Below are 15,447 nucleotides of genomic sequence, written 5' to 3' on the forward strand. Positions count from 1 at the left end.
CTCCGCGAGATACCCTCTTTTGCCGCCTTGCCACAACTCGAATTATTTAGAAAAAATACTTGGTTTCTAATCAAATGAAAAATCTTTAGAAAACTAATGATTAAATAATCATCTTTTATTTCTTAAATTAAATTTAGATTAATTGAAAATAATTTGATGGATAGATTTATAGAATAAAAAGGATAAATAAAAATAAATGTGCTTTCTTGGCTAAATAAAGCACATTTATTTAAGTTAAATAAGTTTCTTTAATACTCAGTGATATAAATCACAGTTCTTTTTTTCCTACGAAAAATATTCACAACTCCTCAATGGAATAAGTTGAGTTAATTAAGGTGAATTTGTCATCATTAATTCATTTTTGTGAGCTATATAAAAATCAAGCCCAATAAAAAGATGAAAACCGTGATTTAGTCACAAAAAATGGTTACTGTTTGCAGTGTATTATCATTAAAAATTGACGTCATGCACATAGTGTAAAATTTTAATGCTATTTTTGTTGTTTATTTGTTCAATTTTACAGGGTAGACACTCGAATTTGAGAGGGCTATTTTCTCTCAATAATGGCAACTAAGGGGATTACATGAATAAAGTATTAAAACTTTCAACACTTGCTATGTTAGTCGCATTTAATGCGAACGCAGCAACGGTTGATTTACGCGTAATGGAAACATCAGATGTTCACAGCAACCTCGTTGACTTTGACTATTATAGAGATAAGCCGACAGAACAATTTGGTTACGTACGTACTGCAACATTAATTAAAGCCGCTAAACAAGAAGCAACAAACTCAGTATTAGTGGACAACGGAGATTTAATCCAAGGTAGCCCATTAGCAGACTACATAGTCGGTGAAGGTTTAAAAGACGGTGAATCTCACCCGGCACATAAACTTTTAAATACTATGGGTTACACCGTAGGTAACTTCGGTAACCATGAGTTTAACTTTGGATTAGAATTCTTACATAAAGCTATTGATGGCGCAAAATTCCCATATATTAATGCCAATATTATCGATGCGAAAACAGGTAAAAACTACTTTAACCCATATATTATTGTCGATACACCAGTTAAAGATAGAGATGGCAAAACACATACCATCAAAATTGGCTACATCGGTTTTGTCCCACCACAAATCTTAATTTGGGATAAACCAAATCTAGAAGGCAAAGTCTTAGTTAACGATATTACGGAAACCGCGAAAAAATTTGTACCGCAAATGAAAAAAGAAGGTGCGGATTTAGTTGTTGCGATCCCTCACTCTGGTTTTTCCCAAGAGCCATATAAAGCAATGGCTGAAAACTCAGTTTATTACCTCAGTGAAGTCCCTGGTATAGACGCTATCATGTTTGGTCACTCACACGGTGTGTTCCCTAGTAAAGATTTCAGCGATATCAAAGGCGTTGATGTTGCAAAAGGGACCGTTAATGGTGTTCCAGCTGTCATGCCTGGCCAGTGGGGTGACCATTTAGGTGTTGTAGATTTAGTCGTCAATAATGATGATGGTGCATGGAAAGTGGTTGATGCAACCGCTCACGCACGCCCTGTCTACGATAAGCCAAATAAGAAAGCCTTGGTTGAGCGTGATGGTGAACTGGCGAAAATCATTGAACAAGAACACCAAGATACCCGCAAATTTGTTGGAAAACATATCGGTAAAGCGTCCGAAAACATGTACAGCTTCTTAGCATTGGTTCAAAGTGACCCAACTGTACAGATCGTGAATGATGCTCAAATCGACTACACCAAAAACTTCATTCAAGGTGACCCAGATCTGGCAGATTTACCTGTTCTTGCAGCCGCTGCACCATTTAAAGCTGGCGGACGTAAAAACTCACCAACTGAATTTATTGAAGTTGAAAAAGGGGATTTAACTTTCCGTAATGCTGCTGACTTATATTTATATCCAAATACGTTAGTTGTAGTGAAAGCGACAGGGGCCGATGTTGTTGAGTGGTTAGAATGTTCAGCAGGTATGTTTAATCAAATCAATCCACAATCAACAGCACCACAAAGCTTATTGAATTGGAATGGTTTCAGAACTTATAACTTCGATACAATTAGTGGTGTAAATTACCAAATCGACCTGACTCAACCTGCGAAATACGATGTTGATTGCCAAACAATCAACAAAGATGCTAACCGAATCAAAAACGTAACCTACCAAGGTAAGCCGATTGATCCAAAAGCAACCTTCTTAGTGGCAACGAATAACTACCGTGGCTACGGCGGTAAATTTGCTGGGACAGGTGATAATAATGTCGCATTTGCATCTCCAGATGAAAACCGTTCTATTTTAGCGGCTTACATTGCTAAAGAGTCTAAAGAGAAAGGACAAATTGCGACCAAGGCAGCTAATAATTGGTCATTCACTCCAATTAAAACAGACAAAAAACTAGATGTTCGCTTTGAAACTGCACCAAGTGAAAAAGCAGCAAAATTCATCAAAGAGAATGCACAGTACCCGATGAAACAAGTCGGTACCGATGAAATTGGTTTCGCTATTTATCAAATAGATTTAACCGAGAAGTAATCTAAACATATTGATATCATTCAAGCCTACCTACGGGTGGGCTTTTTAGTGGCTAAATAATGTGTTTAATAGGTACTTTTTAGAGGGGGAAATAGTGCTCGGAATATTAAGACAATTTTTACATTAAATATTCCGAGCAGTTATGATTAAGGTAAACATTATGGATCTACTCATAAAAGACATTTAACATAGGTAACTTCGTATATTTATCATATTCAACTTTTACATACTCAGATTCTACCTTTTGACCATTTTTTAAAGAACCTGTTGTTGAAATATCTTTACCTTTTCGGTAACACGTAATATTAACCCGATCTTTATGTTCAACTTCGATAGAACATTGTGGTTCATAGATATAGCCTGAAAATGAAATTGTACCTCCTGATGAGTTATTACTTGCATAGGTGAAAGAACCGCTTGAAATGATTATAGCAACAACGGATGTTAGTAAAGATAAACCTTTCATAGTCCACCCCCTTAATAACACTTCACACGATGAAGCGTATTTTTGTGCTCTCACTTTTAGTGTAGTTCAAATATCTATAATGCAAAACTAAAAATGAAAATATACTTAGAGTTTAGTTGGGTGGTTGGTTAATGTATTGATAAATATCAACTTATGTTTTTACTGGGTTTTATCTGATCAATTAATGGTCAGGTGGTAATAGGAATGTAATAATAATAGAAGAATTGTAAATGTTTCTTTTGTTTAGATAAGGTATTTTCAGTAAATATGTTTCATTGAATATATATATTAATTTAGAATAAGTTGTTATTTTACATTTTGGGTTATCATCTACGATGTTCTTGAGCTGTTTTTTAATAATGTTAAATAAATAAAGTCCTCCCGTAATATATTACGGAAGGACTATTGGGATTTTTAGTATTTCAATTTATTTGAAAACTTTAAAACGATCATCATCGTCCATAAAGTCTTTATCACCTGCTGGCTCATTAATTGAACCAAATACCATTTGCGCGCGTAATATCCAGTTAGCCGGAACATTCCATGTTGTTTGTACATCATTATCAATCAGTGGATTGTAGTGTTGTAAGGATGCACCGATATTTTCTTGTGATAATGCAGTCCAGACTGCGAATTGTGCAATACCACTGGCTTGTTCAGACCAAATTGGGAAATTATCTGCATATAAAGGGAATTGCTCTTGCAAACCTTTAACAATGTCTTGGTCTTCAAAAAACAGAATAGAACCGGCTCCAGCAGCAAAACTATCAATTTTTTGTTCTGTTGAAGCGAAGGCTTGCTCAGGAACGATTTTACGCAGTGCTTCTTTGGTTATATTCCATAATTTTTGGTGTTCAGCACCAAATAAAATCACTACACGAGATGTTTGTGAGTTAAATGATGATGGTGAATGTTTAACTGCTTCTTTAATTAATTTCGTGACGTGTTCTTCTGATACAGGCAAAGCATCGCCGAGGTTATAGATAGTACGACGATTTTTAATCATTTCGATAAATGCGTTAGACATTTTAGTCTCCTAGCTTTTCATTAGCGCACGGCATGTTATTGAATAAACCTTAGAAGCCGTAGTGTGTTTCAATGGTTATTACTATAACGTGGGGAATAAAAAATCATAGAAAAAAAATTTAACGATAAGGTTCAAATTTTTGCTCTAAGTTGGCAGGTTGGTTTTATTTGTTTTAAAACAATATATTAAGTTAATCTTAGGCAGGAAATTATGGCAGGAAACGGCATTGATAAGCACAAAATAATAATATGTATAGAAAATAATTGAGGATAAAATAGAGGGGAATGAAAGCACCTAGGTAGCGTATCAATTTTATCAAAAAGAGTGTGCTGGAACGGGCTCAGTATTCTCTACCTATGTAGGAAATAATGAAGCAGATGCATTTCGTTTTCTAAACAACTTAGCGACTTTTAAATTGGTGGTTAGTATAGGGGGAGAACCATTCCCCCCCGAACAGTCACAAAATTGGGTTAAATAATACGAAATTGTGCGGGAAGTTCGCTAAAGCCAAGCCCATTGCCTTTTTTCACAGCAATTTGTACAGGAATACGTTCTTTCATTGCTTCCACATGGCTAATGACACCTATAGTTTTGCCAGAAGCATTTAAACTTTCTAATGCATCAAGGGCAATATCTAATGTCTCTGCATCTAAAGTACCAAACCCTTCATCTAAAAAGAGTGACTCCAATTGTGTACGGTGACTTACCATATCGGATAAGGCTAAGGCTAACGCTAAACTAACTAAAAAGCTTTCCCCGCCTGAAAGCGTTTTAATATCTCGAATACTATCTGCCTGCCAGCCATCAATAACTTGTAATTCAAGGTTTGCTTGGTGGTTACGCTGCAATAAATATCGGCCATGAAGTTTTTCAAGTTGTTGATTAGCTAGAGAAACTAAGCAATCTAAAGTTAAGCCTTGTGCATAGCGGCGGAATTTATCTCCTTCAGCGGAACCGATAAGTAAGCTGAGATAGCTCCAATCATCGTAACTTAACTGACTTTTCTCTATTTCTTGCAGTAAACCCTGCTGCTGGTGACGAAGTTGCTTATCTGTATTGAGCTGGTTAATTATCTGGCCTTGTTTCTGATTTATTTGCTTAATTTCTTCATCGAGTTGGGCAACAATTGTTTGTAATTGCGCTTCAGTCAGTGTCGCAAAATCAGTATTACGTTGTTGATTCAGTACTTCAATGGCCTGTACCCCCTCTTTATAACGCGTTTCACACTGTATGCGTGCTTGGTTAATACGTTGCTTTAGTGCTTCTAATTGTTGTTTTTCTTCATGGTTTATCAATGCCTCAAGGAAAGCGTGCTGGTCACGAAATGGGCTATCGGTAAGCGCTTGAGTAAACAGGGTATTCGCTTGTGTTTGTGCCTGTTTTGTTTTTTCGCTGGCATCAATGAGCGCTTGATAACTTCCATTCATTGATGCGATGGTTTTATCAGTCTCATTGAGTTGTTTGCTTAATTGTTCTTGAGCTTGGAAAAGCATAGCTTGTTTGTCATTCAATTGCTGAATAAATTGGTTGATAGTTAAGCCAGAAACCAGTGTTTTCCGTCGCGCTATTCTTTGCTCTAAATCTAACTCAATTTGCTTAAGGCGATTTCTTTCTTGCTCAATTTGTTGAGTGAGAATGTTGAGTTGTTCTGACTCAGCTTTTAATGTGGCTTTATTGACTTCAATTTGTTGGCTAAGTGTCTGCGCCATCACTTTTTGGTTGTTGAAGTGCTCACTGCGTTGGGTGAGCTCGCTAATCCATTCATCGAACTTGTCTTTATCTGGTACATTTAAGTTAAATGGCGTGAGAGTGGATTGCCATTTATCTAACTGTATCTGTTTACGCTGTTGGAATTGGTTATATTCTTTTTGGAGCTCATCAAGTTGTTGTGTTTGGTTTTTTAAACGCTCTTCAATTAATGACAAATCAGATTGCCACTGGGTAAAGCCTGCTTGTTGCTCGTGTAGTTGATATTTAGCTTGCTGATATTCGCGCTCTAGCACTGTCATATCAGCAACTATTTTCTGTTGTGTAGCTAACTGTTCCGTTAATTGATTAACGAAAAGTGTGACGGCAGGTTCATTTTGGGCTAATTCAGGTGTGAGTGCTTGCTCACATGTTTTTTGCCACTGTTGGTTAAAGGTATCAAGTTGTTCATTGATTTGCTGCTGTTGCTGTAAATTTTCGTTTTTGCGTTGTTTTTGTGTGTGAAGTTGTGATTCTAACTGAGTTTGTTGTTGCTTTAATTGGTCGAGTTTATTTGTAAGCTCAATAAGTTGTTGCTGTGTTTCACTGAGGTGAATTGATTGATAATCGTTAACGGCAGGGTGCTCTGTTGCTCCGCATAATGGGCAGGGGTTACCCGCTATGAGTTGCTGACGTTCATGCTCTAGGCTAACAATTTTTTGTTCTAATTGTAATTTGTCATTGGTTAGTTTGATGAGTGGCGTCAATTCATTCATGCGCGTTAGGGCAATGCCCAACGTTTTTTGCGTGGTGGTGATATCTTGTGCTAATTCAACATTTTTCTGGGTCTGTTTTTGTTTCTGCGTTTGTGCGTTAAGGCATTGAGATAATATTAATGGCAATAATTTAGCATGTTGTAAGCGTGCTTGTAGCTGTTCAATGTGTTGATTGATGGCGTTAATGTCATGTTTTTCTTGGCTTTGTTTGTAGCTTTCTTCTAGTTTTTTGAATGTGACAGTGCTGTGTTCTAACTCGAGACGTTTTTGGGTTAAAGTTTCCGCTTTTTGCTGCTGTTGCCGCTGTAACTGTGCAACTTCATTTGAGGTACTTTGTTGTTTTTTATGCAAACTCGCCAGTTTGTCAGCTAATTCGAATATAAAATGGCCTTGTTGTTGCCAGCTGCCGATGTGCGCATTGAGCTCAGCGTCTTTTGGGTGTTCTTCAAGGAATAAATGGAGTTTCTTTAACTCAAGGTGCGCAGTGTGGATCTGACTTTGTGTCTCATCAACTAAGCGCTGCTTTTGCTGGAGCGTGATTTGTTGTTGTTCGATTTGCTGCGTAACTTCAGCTTGTTGCTGCTTTAATTGTGTAATTTGGTTATCCAGAGGCCTGACAGTTTCATCAATCAATTGATGTTGTTGCTTGGCAAAATCAAGGTGTTGTTGATACTCAGATTGTGATTTCAACAACTTTTCTTGCAGTGGGGCACGTTCAGCTTTCTGGGTCTGTAGGCTAAGTTTCAACTGTTGCTGTTTATTCGTGTACTCAGTGAGCTGTTGCTGTTGGCGCTCAACTTCTTGCCATAACGGGCGAAGCGACTCGGCAGGGGCGCTATCAGCCAATCTTTTCAACTGAGGCTGTGCGGCTTGGAACTCAAGCTCATTTTTTTTGAGTTCATCATCAAGTGACTGCATGCGTTGGGTGAGCTGGTGGTATTGTTGCCACCAATTGACGCCTTGTTGGTGGCGAGCCCGCTGTTGCTTGGTTTGAGTCTCTTGTTCAAGTAAATGATTTTGCTGTACTAATAACTCTTGGTGTTCTGCTTCAGTGAGTAAATTAATGCTTTGTGCCTTTGCCTTTAGCAAATCTAAGTCAATTTTGGCTTGCTTGTGTTGATTAAAAATATAAATTGATATTTGGCTATAAATTTCGGTTCCTGTTATTTCTTCAAGTAAATCAGCACGTTCTTTTTCAGTGGCATTTAAAAAAGCCGCGAAGTCCCCTTGAGAGAGTAAAATTGATTTAGTGAAGCGCTCATAATCCAGCCCAGTTATTTGCGCTATTAATTCTTTTATCTCTGTGATTTTTACGGCCAATATTTTTCCATCAGTAACCGTTGCAAGCTCCGCCTTAGGCTGTTGTAAATTGCCATCAGGTTTCCCTCCTGCTCGACGTTGGCTCCAAAAAGCACGATAAGCTTTGCCTTTGACTTCAAACTCTACCTCAGCAAGGCATTCCCCTGTGTGGCGAGTCATCAGTTCATTCTGTGCATTAGAAATAGTTTTTAAACGCGGTGTTCGGTGATAAAGCGCGAGGCAAATCGCATCCAATAAAGTGGTTTTTCCTGCACCTGTGGCTCCTGTGATGGCAAACAGGCCATTGCTCGCAAATGGCTCCTCAGTGAAATCAATTTTCCACTCACCCCGAAGAGAGTTAATATTTTTTAAACGTAAACTTAAAATCTTCATATTAACTTTCCTTGCTCATTTGTAATGCGTCATAAGATTGTTGAAATAGCTGCACTAGGCGCTGTTCACGCTCAGGATCCTCTAAAGACTCTTGGGCAAGGCGACGTAAAAAAACATCTTCTACAGTGAGCTCACTTAATGTTTCATTGGCCAAGGTTTGACTTTGTCCCTGTATTTGCTTGCGTGCACGGCGCAGTATCACAACTTCAACAGGGAGATCTTGTGTCAACGCTTCAATACGCTGTTGGATATCAGCGAGGTAATCTTGTGAAGCAACTTCAATATCTAACCAAACAGGTTTATCACCTCGGTAATCCTTCCATTCCTCTAATTGCTGTTCTATTTGGCTTAACGAGCCTTTAATGCTTTGCAATGGTTGAATAGTCGGGATGTCCAATGGAGTGATTTGAGTCAATTCACTTCCAGTAAATTCGACAAGGCAGACACTTTTTTGTTGCGCTGTTTCGTCAAAACTCAATGCAATCGGTGAGCCACAGTAGCGAATGTTTTCTTGTCCTCCAATTACTTGGGGACGGTGAATATGGCCAAGGGCAATATAATCAGCAGGGGGAAAAGCCCCAGAAGGAAACGCATCTAACGTACCAATATAAATATCTCGAACGGAGTCCGTTAAGGCTGCACCGACAACCGTTAAATGGCCAGTGGCAATAATTGGAATATCCAGCCCCAATGCGGTTCGCTGTTCTAGCGCGAGTTGGTAGCTGGCTTGGTAATGGGCATGAATAGCGGTTTGCAGCGAGAGTTGTTTATCTTCACTATTTTGCCCAGCGATACTGAGCTGGATATCTCGAGGACGTAAAAAAGGGATGGCACAGACTAAACCGATGGGTTGTGCCTGCTTATTTATTAAGGTAACGACATGCGGCTCACTTCCAGACGTAATGACTTGTGTATTCAAGTAACGAAGTAGAGCGCTTGATTCATTGAGCACAGAAACAGAATCGTGATTACCACTTAAAATCACCAGCTGGCAGCCTGTTTTTTGTAAATCAACAATAAATTTATTGTATAGTTCACGTGCATAGCTCGGTGGCGAACCAGTATCGAAGATGTCTCCTGCAACGATGACCGCATCAACTTGATGTAATTCCACTTGTTCAACAAGCCAGTTTAAGAAATGTTGGTGCTCAGGCGCACGGCTTTTGGTAAAAAAATACTGACCAAGATGCCAGTCTGAAGTATGAATAATGCGCATGAGTTATCAATTCCTATCATCAATAATGTGCATGAACGTTCGATAATTAAGTATACCTGATCCATACCTTTCGTTGAGGGATGTTTGCGACTTTATTACTCATTACTACGTTGTAGATTACTATGTTGCAGAACTATGTTGCGGAAATATTTCACTTAAATGACATTTAACCGCTAAAATAAAGATTAATATGAGTTTCACCCATTGATATTCATAATTCTGTCATAAAAGTGACGCATAATGCTTTCACATTTTAGATGTCTTCTTAATTTTACAGGAACAATCATGGCAAGACGCATTCTAGTTGTTGAAGATGAAGCGCCCATCCGAGAAATGGTTTGTTTTGTATTAGAACAGAATGGTTTTCAGCCTATTGAAGCTGATGATTATGACAGTGCGATTGCACAACTCGTAGACCCGTTACCTGACCTCGTCCTACTGGATTGGATGATCCCCGGTGGCTCAGGGATCCAAGTCATTAAACATATGAAGCGTGATAGTGCAACACGTGACGTTCCTGTCATGATGTTAACTGCACGAGGAGAAGAAGAAGACCGCGTAAAAGGTTTGGAAGTTGGCGCGGATGACTATCTTATTAAGCCATTTTCACCGAAAGAATTAATTGCTCGGGTAAAAGCAATCTTACGTCGTATCTCCCCAATGGCGACGGAAGACATTATTGAAATGAATGGGTTAACATTAGACCCTACCTCTCATCGTGTCACTAGCAATGAAATCCCTATTGATATGGGGCCAACTGAATATAAATTACTCCATTTCTTTATGACGCACCCTGAACGCGTATATAGTAGAGAACAGCTATTGAACTATGTATGGGGAGCCAATGTGTATGTGGAGGATCGAACTGTTGATGTCCATATTCGGCGGCTAAGAAAGGCACTAGAGACGGAAGGTCATGATAAAATGGTACAAACTGTACGTGGTACAGGCTATCGTTTTTCTGTCCGTTACTAAAAACCACAAAGGGAGAGCCATGCGTGCTTGAACGTTTATCGATTAAGCAGCTGATTTGGGGGCTGTTTTTATTTATCTTACCCGCTCTTATTTTATCGGTTTTTATTGGCCACCTCGCGTGGCTATTAGTGATATCGCTACTTGCCGCTCTGATATGGCATGGGTATAACCTGCTCAAGCTTTCTTACTGGTTATGGTTAGATAGAAGTATGCTTCCCCCTGAGGGCCGAGGTGGGTGGGAACCGATATTTTATGGTATCTACCAGATGCAACAGCGTAATCGAAAACGCCGTCGTGAATTAGGCCAGTTAATTAAACGGTTTCGTAGTGGTGCAGAGTCACTCCCTGATGCAGTGGTTATGATGACAACCGAAGGCAATATCTTTTGGTGTAATCGACATGCTCAGGCTTTACTCGGCTTTCGTTGGCCTGAAGATAATGGCCAACATATTTTTAATTTATTACGTTACCCAGATTTTAGCCGCTACTTCACCATTAAGCGTTATGACCAAGCGCTGACTATCGAGCTCAATAGTGGTGAAATCGTTGAGTTTCGTATTTTACCGTATACCGAAGGCCAGTTATTGATGGTTGCGCGGGATGTGACAGAAAAACGTCGTTTGGAAAAGGCGCGTAGGGACTTCTTTGCAAATGTGAGTCACGAATTACGGACGCCTCTTACGGTAATTCAAGGTTACCTTGAAGTGATGGACGATCAAGAAAACGTGACTGCGGTCAATAAAAAAGCATTGCATGTCATGCAAGAGCAAACGCATCGTATGGATAACTTAGTCAAACAGCTTTTGCAGTTATCGCGTATCGAAGTTGCTCCTCAAATTAACCTTGATGAGCAAGTGAATATCCCTGTCATTCTCAAAATGATTGAGCAAGAAGCGCTTAGTTTAAGCCAAGGGCGTCATCAATTTGAGTTTCATATTGATGAAAAATTGCGTGTTCATGGTAATGAAGAGCAATTACGTAGTGCAGTGGCAAACTTAGTCTATAACGCGATCAGCCATACGCCTGAAGGCACAAAAATTTGGGTTGATTGGCAGAGAAGCGGACAAGGGGCGCGTTTTAGTGTGAGAGATAACGGGCAAGGGATACCCGCAGAGCATATCTCTCGTTTAACGGAACGTTTTTATCGGGTAGATAAAGCACGTTCTCGCCAAGGCGGTGGAGGTACTGGACTTGGGTTGGCTATTGTTAAACATGCATTACAACATCATAGTAGCCAATTGGTGGTGACGAGCCAGTTAGGGAAAGGGAGTGAGTTTTCATTTACGTTACCAACAGTACTAATTGTTGACGATAAAAAACTTAAAAATGGGTAAATAACTCCACTTTATTAATGTAATCAAAATATTAATAAAGTGGATTATTTCTATTTATTAATCAATATGTGTATTCAGTTCAATATTCATATATTTAATGCTAATAATCTTTATTTCATTAATTATATATTCTGTTAAATAGTCAATTACAATCACTAGAGAAAGAAGAGTTGTTCATTTTTCGAACAAAGCATATAACGATTATTGGGATTTTACTGAAAGTAATCACTGGTTCTGAAAATTAGTTTAGTTATTTGTTCTTGTTTTTCGGTTTGCTATTGCCTTTTTTCCCTATAAAAGTTCTACTTGTTGTCAGTTATTGGCGAATTTTTCTGTTTTTTGACTTTTCATTTCGTGTGATACAAGCAAATATACTTTTTTATATTGTTAACAGTATGTTTATCAGAATTCTATCTCGCTATATATATTTCAAAGGGTTGCTAAGTGCAAACCCATAATTTTCTATTTTGTCACTTAAAAATAACATAATATGGCTCATCGTTTATCATCAAGAGATATCATCGCATTAGGCTTTATGACTTTTGCGTTATTCGTCGGGGCAGGGAACATTATCTTTCCCCCTATGGTTGGTTTGCAGGCAGGGGAACAAGTTTGGACTGCCGCACTAGGGTTTTTGGTTACTGGTGTGGGTCTACCTGTTTTAACGGTTATTGCGCTGGCTAAAGTGGGTGGGGGCATTGAAGCTCTTAGCACGCCTGTCGGCAAAACAGCAGGGTTACTATTGGCGGTTGTTGCTTATTTGTCTGTAGGGCCGCTATTCGCCACCCCAAGAACGGCGACAGTATCTTATAAAGTCGGTATCGCACCCTTATTCGGTGGTGAGTCCGATATGCTATTACTGATCTACAGCGTAGTTTACTTCGTTCTCGTTATTGGTATTTCATTATACCCAGGAAAACTGCTAGATAGCGTTGGGCACATTTTAGCGCCTGTAAAAATGTTAGCCTTGGCTATTTTGGGGGTTGCGGCTGTTATGTGGCCTGCCGGTGATCCGATCCCTTCGACAATAGAATACCGTGAGATGGCTTTCTCGAATGGCTTTATCAATGGTTATCTGACAATGGATACCCTTGGTGCGATGGTATTTGGTATCGTTATTGTTAATGCGGCGCGTTCAAGGGGTATCGAAAACTCTTCATTATTAACCCGTTATACTATGTGGGCGGGGTTAATTGCAGGGGTATTATTGACGCTGGTCTATTTGTCATTGTTTAAGCTCGGCGAGAATAGTGGTTCGTTAATTCCAAACCCAGCCGATGGCGCTGATATCTTACATACCTATGTCCAATACACTTTTGGTAATTATGGTAGCTTCTTCCTTGCGGTATTAATCTTTGTTGCCTGTATGGTAACTGCCGTGGGCTTAACCTGCGCCTGTGCCGAGTTCTTTAGCCGCTATGTACCGATTTCTTACCGTAAACTGGTGCTGATCCTTGGGGTTTTCTCCATGGTGATCTCAAACTTAGGTTTAAGTAAGCTAATCGCCTTCTCATTACCGGTGCTAGTTTCAATTTATCCACCTTGTATCGTATTAATTTTATTAAGCTTTACTTTAAAGTGGTGGAAAAACCCAACGATAGTTATTGCACCAACCATGTTAGTCAGTTTTGTGGTTGGTTTAATTGGTGCGGTAAAAGCGTCAGATCATCTGAAAGGTTATATCCCTGAATGGATGACCACAATGCCGTTGTATAAACAAGATTTAGTTTGGGTATTACCGACTGTTGTTGTGATGGTCGTGGCGATTTTATGCGATAAGTTGGTATCGCCATCAGTACAACATAAACAAGTTTAATTATTTGATATTATTAAAAAAGGAGCTGAATAGCTCCTTTTTTTCTATTTCTATTTTATTTGCCCGTTAATCGACTCCAACAGCGCTACCTGCTGGACGGCGTACATCGTTAGAGCCATAAATAAAGCCTTCGCGTACTTTTCCAGATACAGCTGAATCATTACCGGATGATTTTGCACTGACGCCCGCACCTTCAGGGATCGCGACCATAATCAACTCAGCGGCACCCCATGGTGTTTGTTCAACCATCTTGTATCCCATTTTGTCCAGCAGCGCTAAGGTGTCTTTAGAAACGCCTCTTTGCTCATAATAAACCTCATCAGGGAGCCACTGGTGGTGAATGCGTGGTGCATTAACCGCTTCTTGTGGCGGCATACCATGGTCGATAATATTTAAAGCGGTTTGCAGCGTAATTGAAATAATCCGTGAGCCTCCCGGTGAACCTAGCACTAAGAACACTTTGCCATCTTTCGTCACAATAGTTGGGCTCATGGATGAGAGTGGTCGTTTACCGGGTGCAATAGAATTGCGTTCACCCTGTACTAAACCATATAGGTTTTTTTCGCCCACTTTGGTGGTGAAATCATCCATTTCATCGTTTAAGAAAAAGCCAGTTCCGGGCGGGATCACCACAGAGCCAAAACGGCCATTAATGGTATAAGTGGTTGATACTGCATTTCCTTTCTCATCGACGACAGAATAGTGCGTGGTTTCAGGTTTTTCGTGTGGCCCCATTCCCGGTTGAACTTGGGTTGATGGTGTTGCTTGGTTGGGTTTGATTTCTTTACGTAACTCTTCTGCGTAAGCTTTACTCAGTAATTTTTCCGTTGGGTTATCGACAAATTTAGGATCCCCTAAGAACGTATTTCTATCCATATAAGCATGACGCATCGCTTCCGTTAGAGTATGAATATAGTCCGCAGAGTTAAAGCCCATTTCCTTTAGGTCATAACCTTCTAAGATATTAAGTGTTTGGCAGATAGTCACTCCACCTGAACTTGGTGGTGGCGCTGAAATAAATTGATAGCCTCTATAGGAACAGCTCACTGGCGCTGTATCCGTGATGGTAAAATCCGCAAAATCTTTTGCTGTTAAAATTCCGCCATTTTTCTTGGATGCTTCTTCAACAATTTTGGGGATTTCTCCTTCATAAAAGGCAGATGGGCCATTTTGGGCAATTTTTTCTAGCGTGTTAGCTAAATCGGTTTGGACCAATAAGTCGCCTGGTTGGAAGGCACTGCCATCGGGTTTTAAGAAGATACGCGCGACTTCAGGGTCTTGTTTAAAACGCTCTGTTGTGGTGTCGAGGACATCAGTATCTGCGCGGGTTAGAGTAAAGCCTTCCCTTGCTAATTTTATGGCGGGTGCCATCACCTGCTGGCGGCTCATTGTCCCATATTTCTCTAGGGCATAGTCTAGGCCTTTAACGGTACCTGGTACGCCAGATGCGAGGTAACCATACAAACTGGCATCTTTTATAAGCTGACCATCTTTATCTAAATACATATCTGCGCTAGCGGCACCGGGGGCAGTTTCTCTAAAGTTGATGAATAAGTCTTTGCCATCAGCTAGGTGAATAGTCATAAAGCCACCACCGCCGATATTGCCACAACAAGGGTTAACAACCGCTTGTGCATAACCTACCGCAACGGCTGCATCAATGGCATTACCGCCTGACTTGAGAATGTCCGCTCCAATTTGCGATGCTAGGTGTTGGGAAGAAACAACCATGCCTTTTTTCGCTTCGACCGCAGGTTCGGAGGCGGCATAGAGTTGACTAGTAAGGAGTAAGGAAAGAAGTAGAACCGCAGGGCGTAATGATGTTTTTATCATTCGTATCTCCCAGTTAAGGTTAATTGAAGTGTTCTATTGCACAAATACTCAATATGAATAATTTGTTAATTATTTGTGTTTTTAATGTATAGC

9 protein-coding genes are annotated in these 15,447 nt (G+C 39.7%); 4 read left to right on the forward strand and 5 right to left on the reverse strand.

Annotated features, from left to right (window positions below; genetic code table 11):
* Nucleotides 1–583: 583 nt before the first annotated feature.
* Nucleotides 584–2,533, forward strand: a complete 1,950-nt coding sequence (locus tag M1E86_RS03505) for a bifunctional 2',3'-cyclic-nucleotide 2'-phosphodiesterase/3'-nucleotidase (RefSeq protein ID WP_125891940.1) — start codon at nucleotides 584–586, stop codon at nucleotides 2,531–2,533.
* A 166-nt stretch (nucleotides 2,534–2,699) separates the two neighbouring features.
* On the opposite strand, the gene M1E86_RS03510 is transcribed toward M1E86_RS03505, so the two are convergent.
* The 4 genes from M1E86_RS03510 to sbcD form a co-directional block, all read right to left on the reverse strand.
* Nucleotides 2,700–2,999, reverse strand: a complete 300-nt coding sequence (locus M1E86_RS03510) for a type 1 fimbrial protein (protein ID WP_125891941.1) — start codon at nucleotides 2,997–2,999, stop codon at nucleotides 2,700–2,702.
* 427 nt (nucleotides 3,000–3,426) lie between these two features.
* Nucleotides 3,427–4,026: a nitroreductase family protein gene (locus tag M1E86_RS03515; RefSeq protein ID WP_125891942.1), complete on the reverse strand. Its 600-nt coding sequence runs from the start codon at nucleotides 4,024–4,026 to the stop codon at nucleotides 3,427–3,429.
* A 470-nt stretch (nucleotides 4,027–4,496) separates the two neighbouring features.
* Complete coding sequence (locus tag M1E86_RS03520; protein WP_213912950.1) at nucleotides 4,497–8,180, reverse strand: AAA family ATPase; 3,684 nt, start codon at nucleotides 8,178–8,180, stop codon at nucleotides 4,497–4,499.
* A gap of 1 nt (nucleotide 8,181) precedes the next feature.
* Nucleotides 8,182–9,396, reverse strand: a complete 1,215-nt coding sequence (gene sbcD / locus M1E86_RS03525) for an exonuclease subunit SbcD (RefSeq protein WP_213912949.1) — start codon at nucleotides 9,394–9,396, stop codon at nucleotides 8,182–8,184.
* Between the two features lie 285 nt (nucleotides 9,397–9,681).
* Here sbcD and phoB point away from each other — a divergent pair, with 285 nt between their 5' ends.
* From phoB to brnQ, 3 genes are all read left to right on the forward strand, one after another.
* Nucleotides 9,682–10,371, forward strand: a complete 690-nt coding sequence (phoB, locus tag M1E86_RS03530) for a phosphate regulon transcriptional regulator PhoB (RefSeq protein ID WP_125891945.1) — start codon at nucleotides 9,682–9,684, stop codon at nucleotides 10,369–10,371.
* A 23-nt stretch (nucleotides 10,372–10,394) separates the two neighbouring features.
* The gene (gene phoR / locus M1E86_RS03535; RefSeq protein ID WP_213912948.1) at nucleotides 10,395–11,705 is read left to right on the forward strand and encodes a phosphate regulon sensor histidine kinase PhoR; all 1,311 of its coding nucleotides are present in this window, start codon (nucleotides 10,395–10,397) and stop codon (nucleotides 11,703–11,705) included.
* A 490-nt stretch (nucleotides 11,706–12,195) separates the two neighbouring features.
* Entirely contained in the window at nucleotides 12,196–13,521 is a 1,326-nt protein-coding gene (brnQ, locus tag M1E86_RS03540; RefSeq protein WP_125891947.1) for a branched-chain amino acid transport system II carrier protein, read from the forward strand.
* Between the two features lie 66 nt (nucleotides 13,522–13,587).
* Here brnQ and ggt read toward each other — a convergent pair whose 3' ends face one another.
* A complete protein-coding gene (gene ggt, locus M1E86_RS03545; RefSeq protein WP_213912947.1) occupies nucleotides 13,588–15,354 on the reverse strand; it encodes a gamma-glutamyltransferase in 1,767 nt (588 codons plus the stop codon).
* Nucleotides 15,355–15,447 lie beyond the last annotated feature (93 nt).

This window comes from Providencia sp. PROV200 (assembly GCF_049901995.1).
Classification (GTDB): Bacteria; Pseudomonadota; Gammaproteobacteria; order Enterobacterales; family Enterobacteriaceae; genus Providencia; species Providencia rettgeri_E.

Excerpts from the sequence above, each read along its gene's own strand:
- M1E86_RS03510 (WP_125891941.1), bottom strand. The coding sequence starts at position 2,999 with ATGAAAGGTTTATCTTTACTAACATCCGTTGTTGCTATAATCATTTCA.
- sbcD (WP_213912949.1), bottom strand. The coding sequence starts at position 9,396 with ATGCGCATTATTCATACTTCAGACTGGCATCTTGGTCAGTATTTTTTT.
- ggt (WP_213912947.1), bottom strand. The coding sequence starts at position 15,354 with ATGATAAAAACATCATTACGCCCTGCGGTTCTACTTCTTTCCTTACTC.
- phoB (WP_125891945.1), top strand. The coding sequence starts at position 9,682 with ATGGCAAGACGCATTCTAGTTGTTGAAGATGAAGCGCCCATCCGAGAA.
- M1E86_RS03505 (WP_125891940.1), top strand. The coding sequence starts at position 584 with ATGAATAAAGTATTAAAACTTTCAACACTTGCTATGTTAGTCGCATTT.
- M1E86_RS03520 (WP_213912950.1), bottom strand. The coding sequence starts at position 8,180 with ATGAAGATTTTAAGTTTACGTTTAAAAAATATTAACTCTCTTCGGGGT.
- brnQ (WP_125891947.1), top strand. The coding sequence starts at position 12,196 with ATGGCTCATCGTTTATCATCAAGAGATATCATCGCATTAGGCTTTATG.
- M1E86_RS03515 (WP_125891942.1), bottom strand. The coding sequence starts at position 4,026 with ATGTCTAACGCATTTATCGAAATGATTAAAAATCGTCGTACTATCTAT.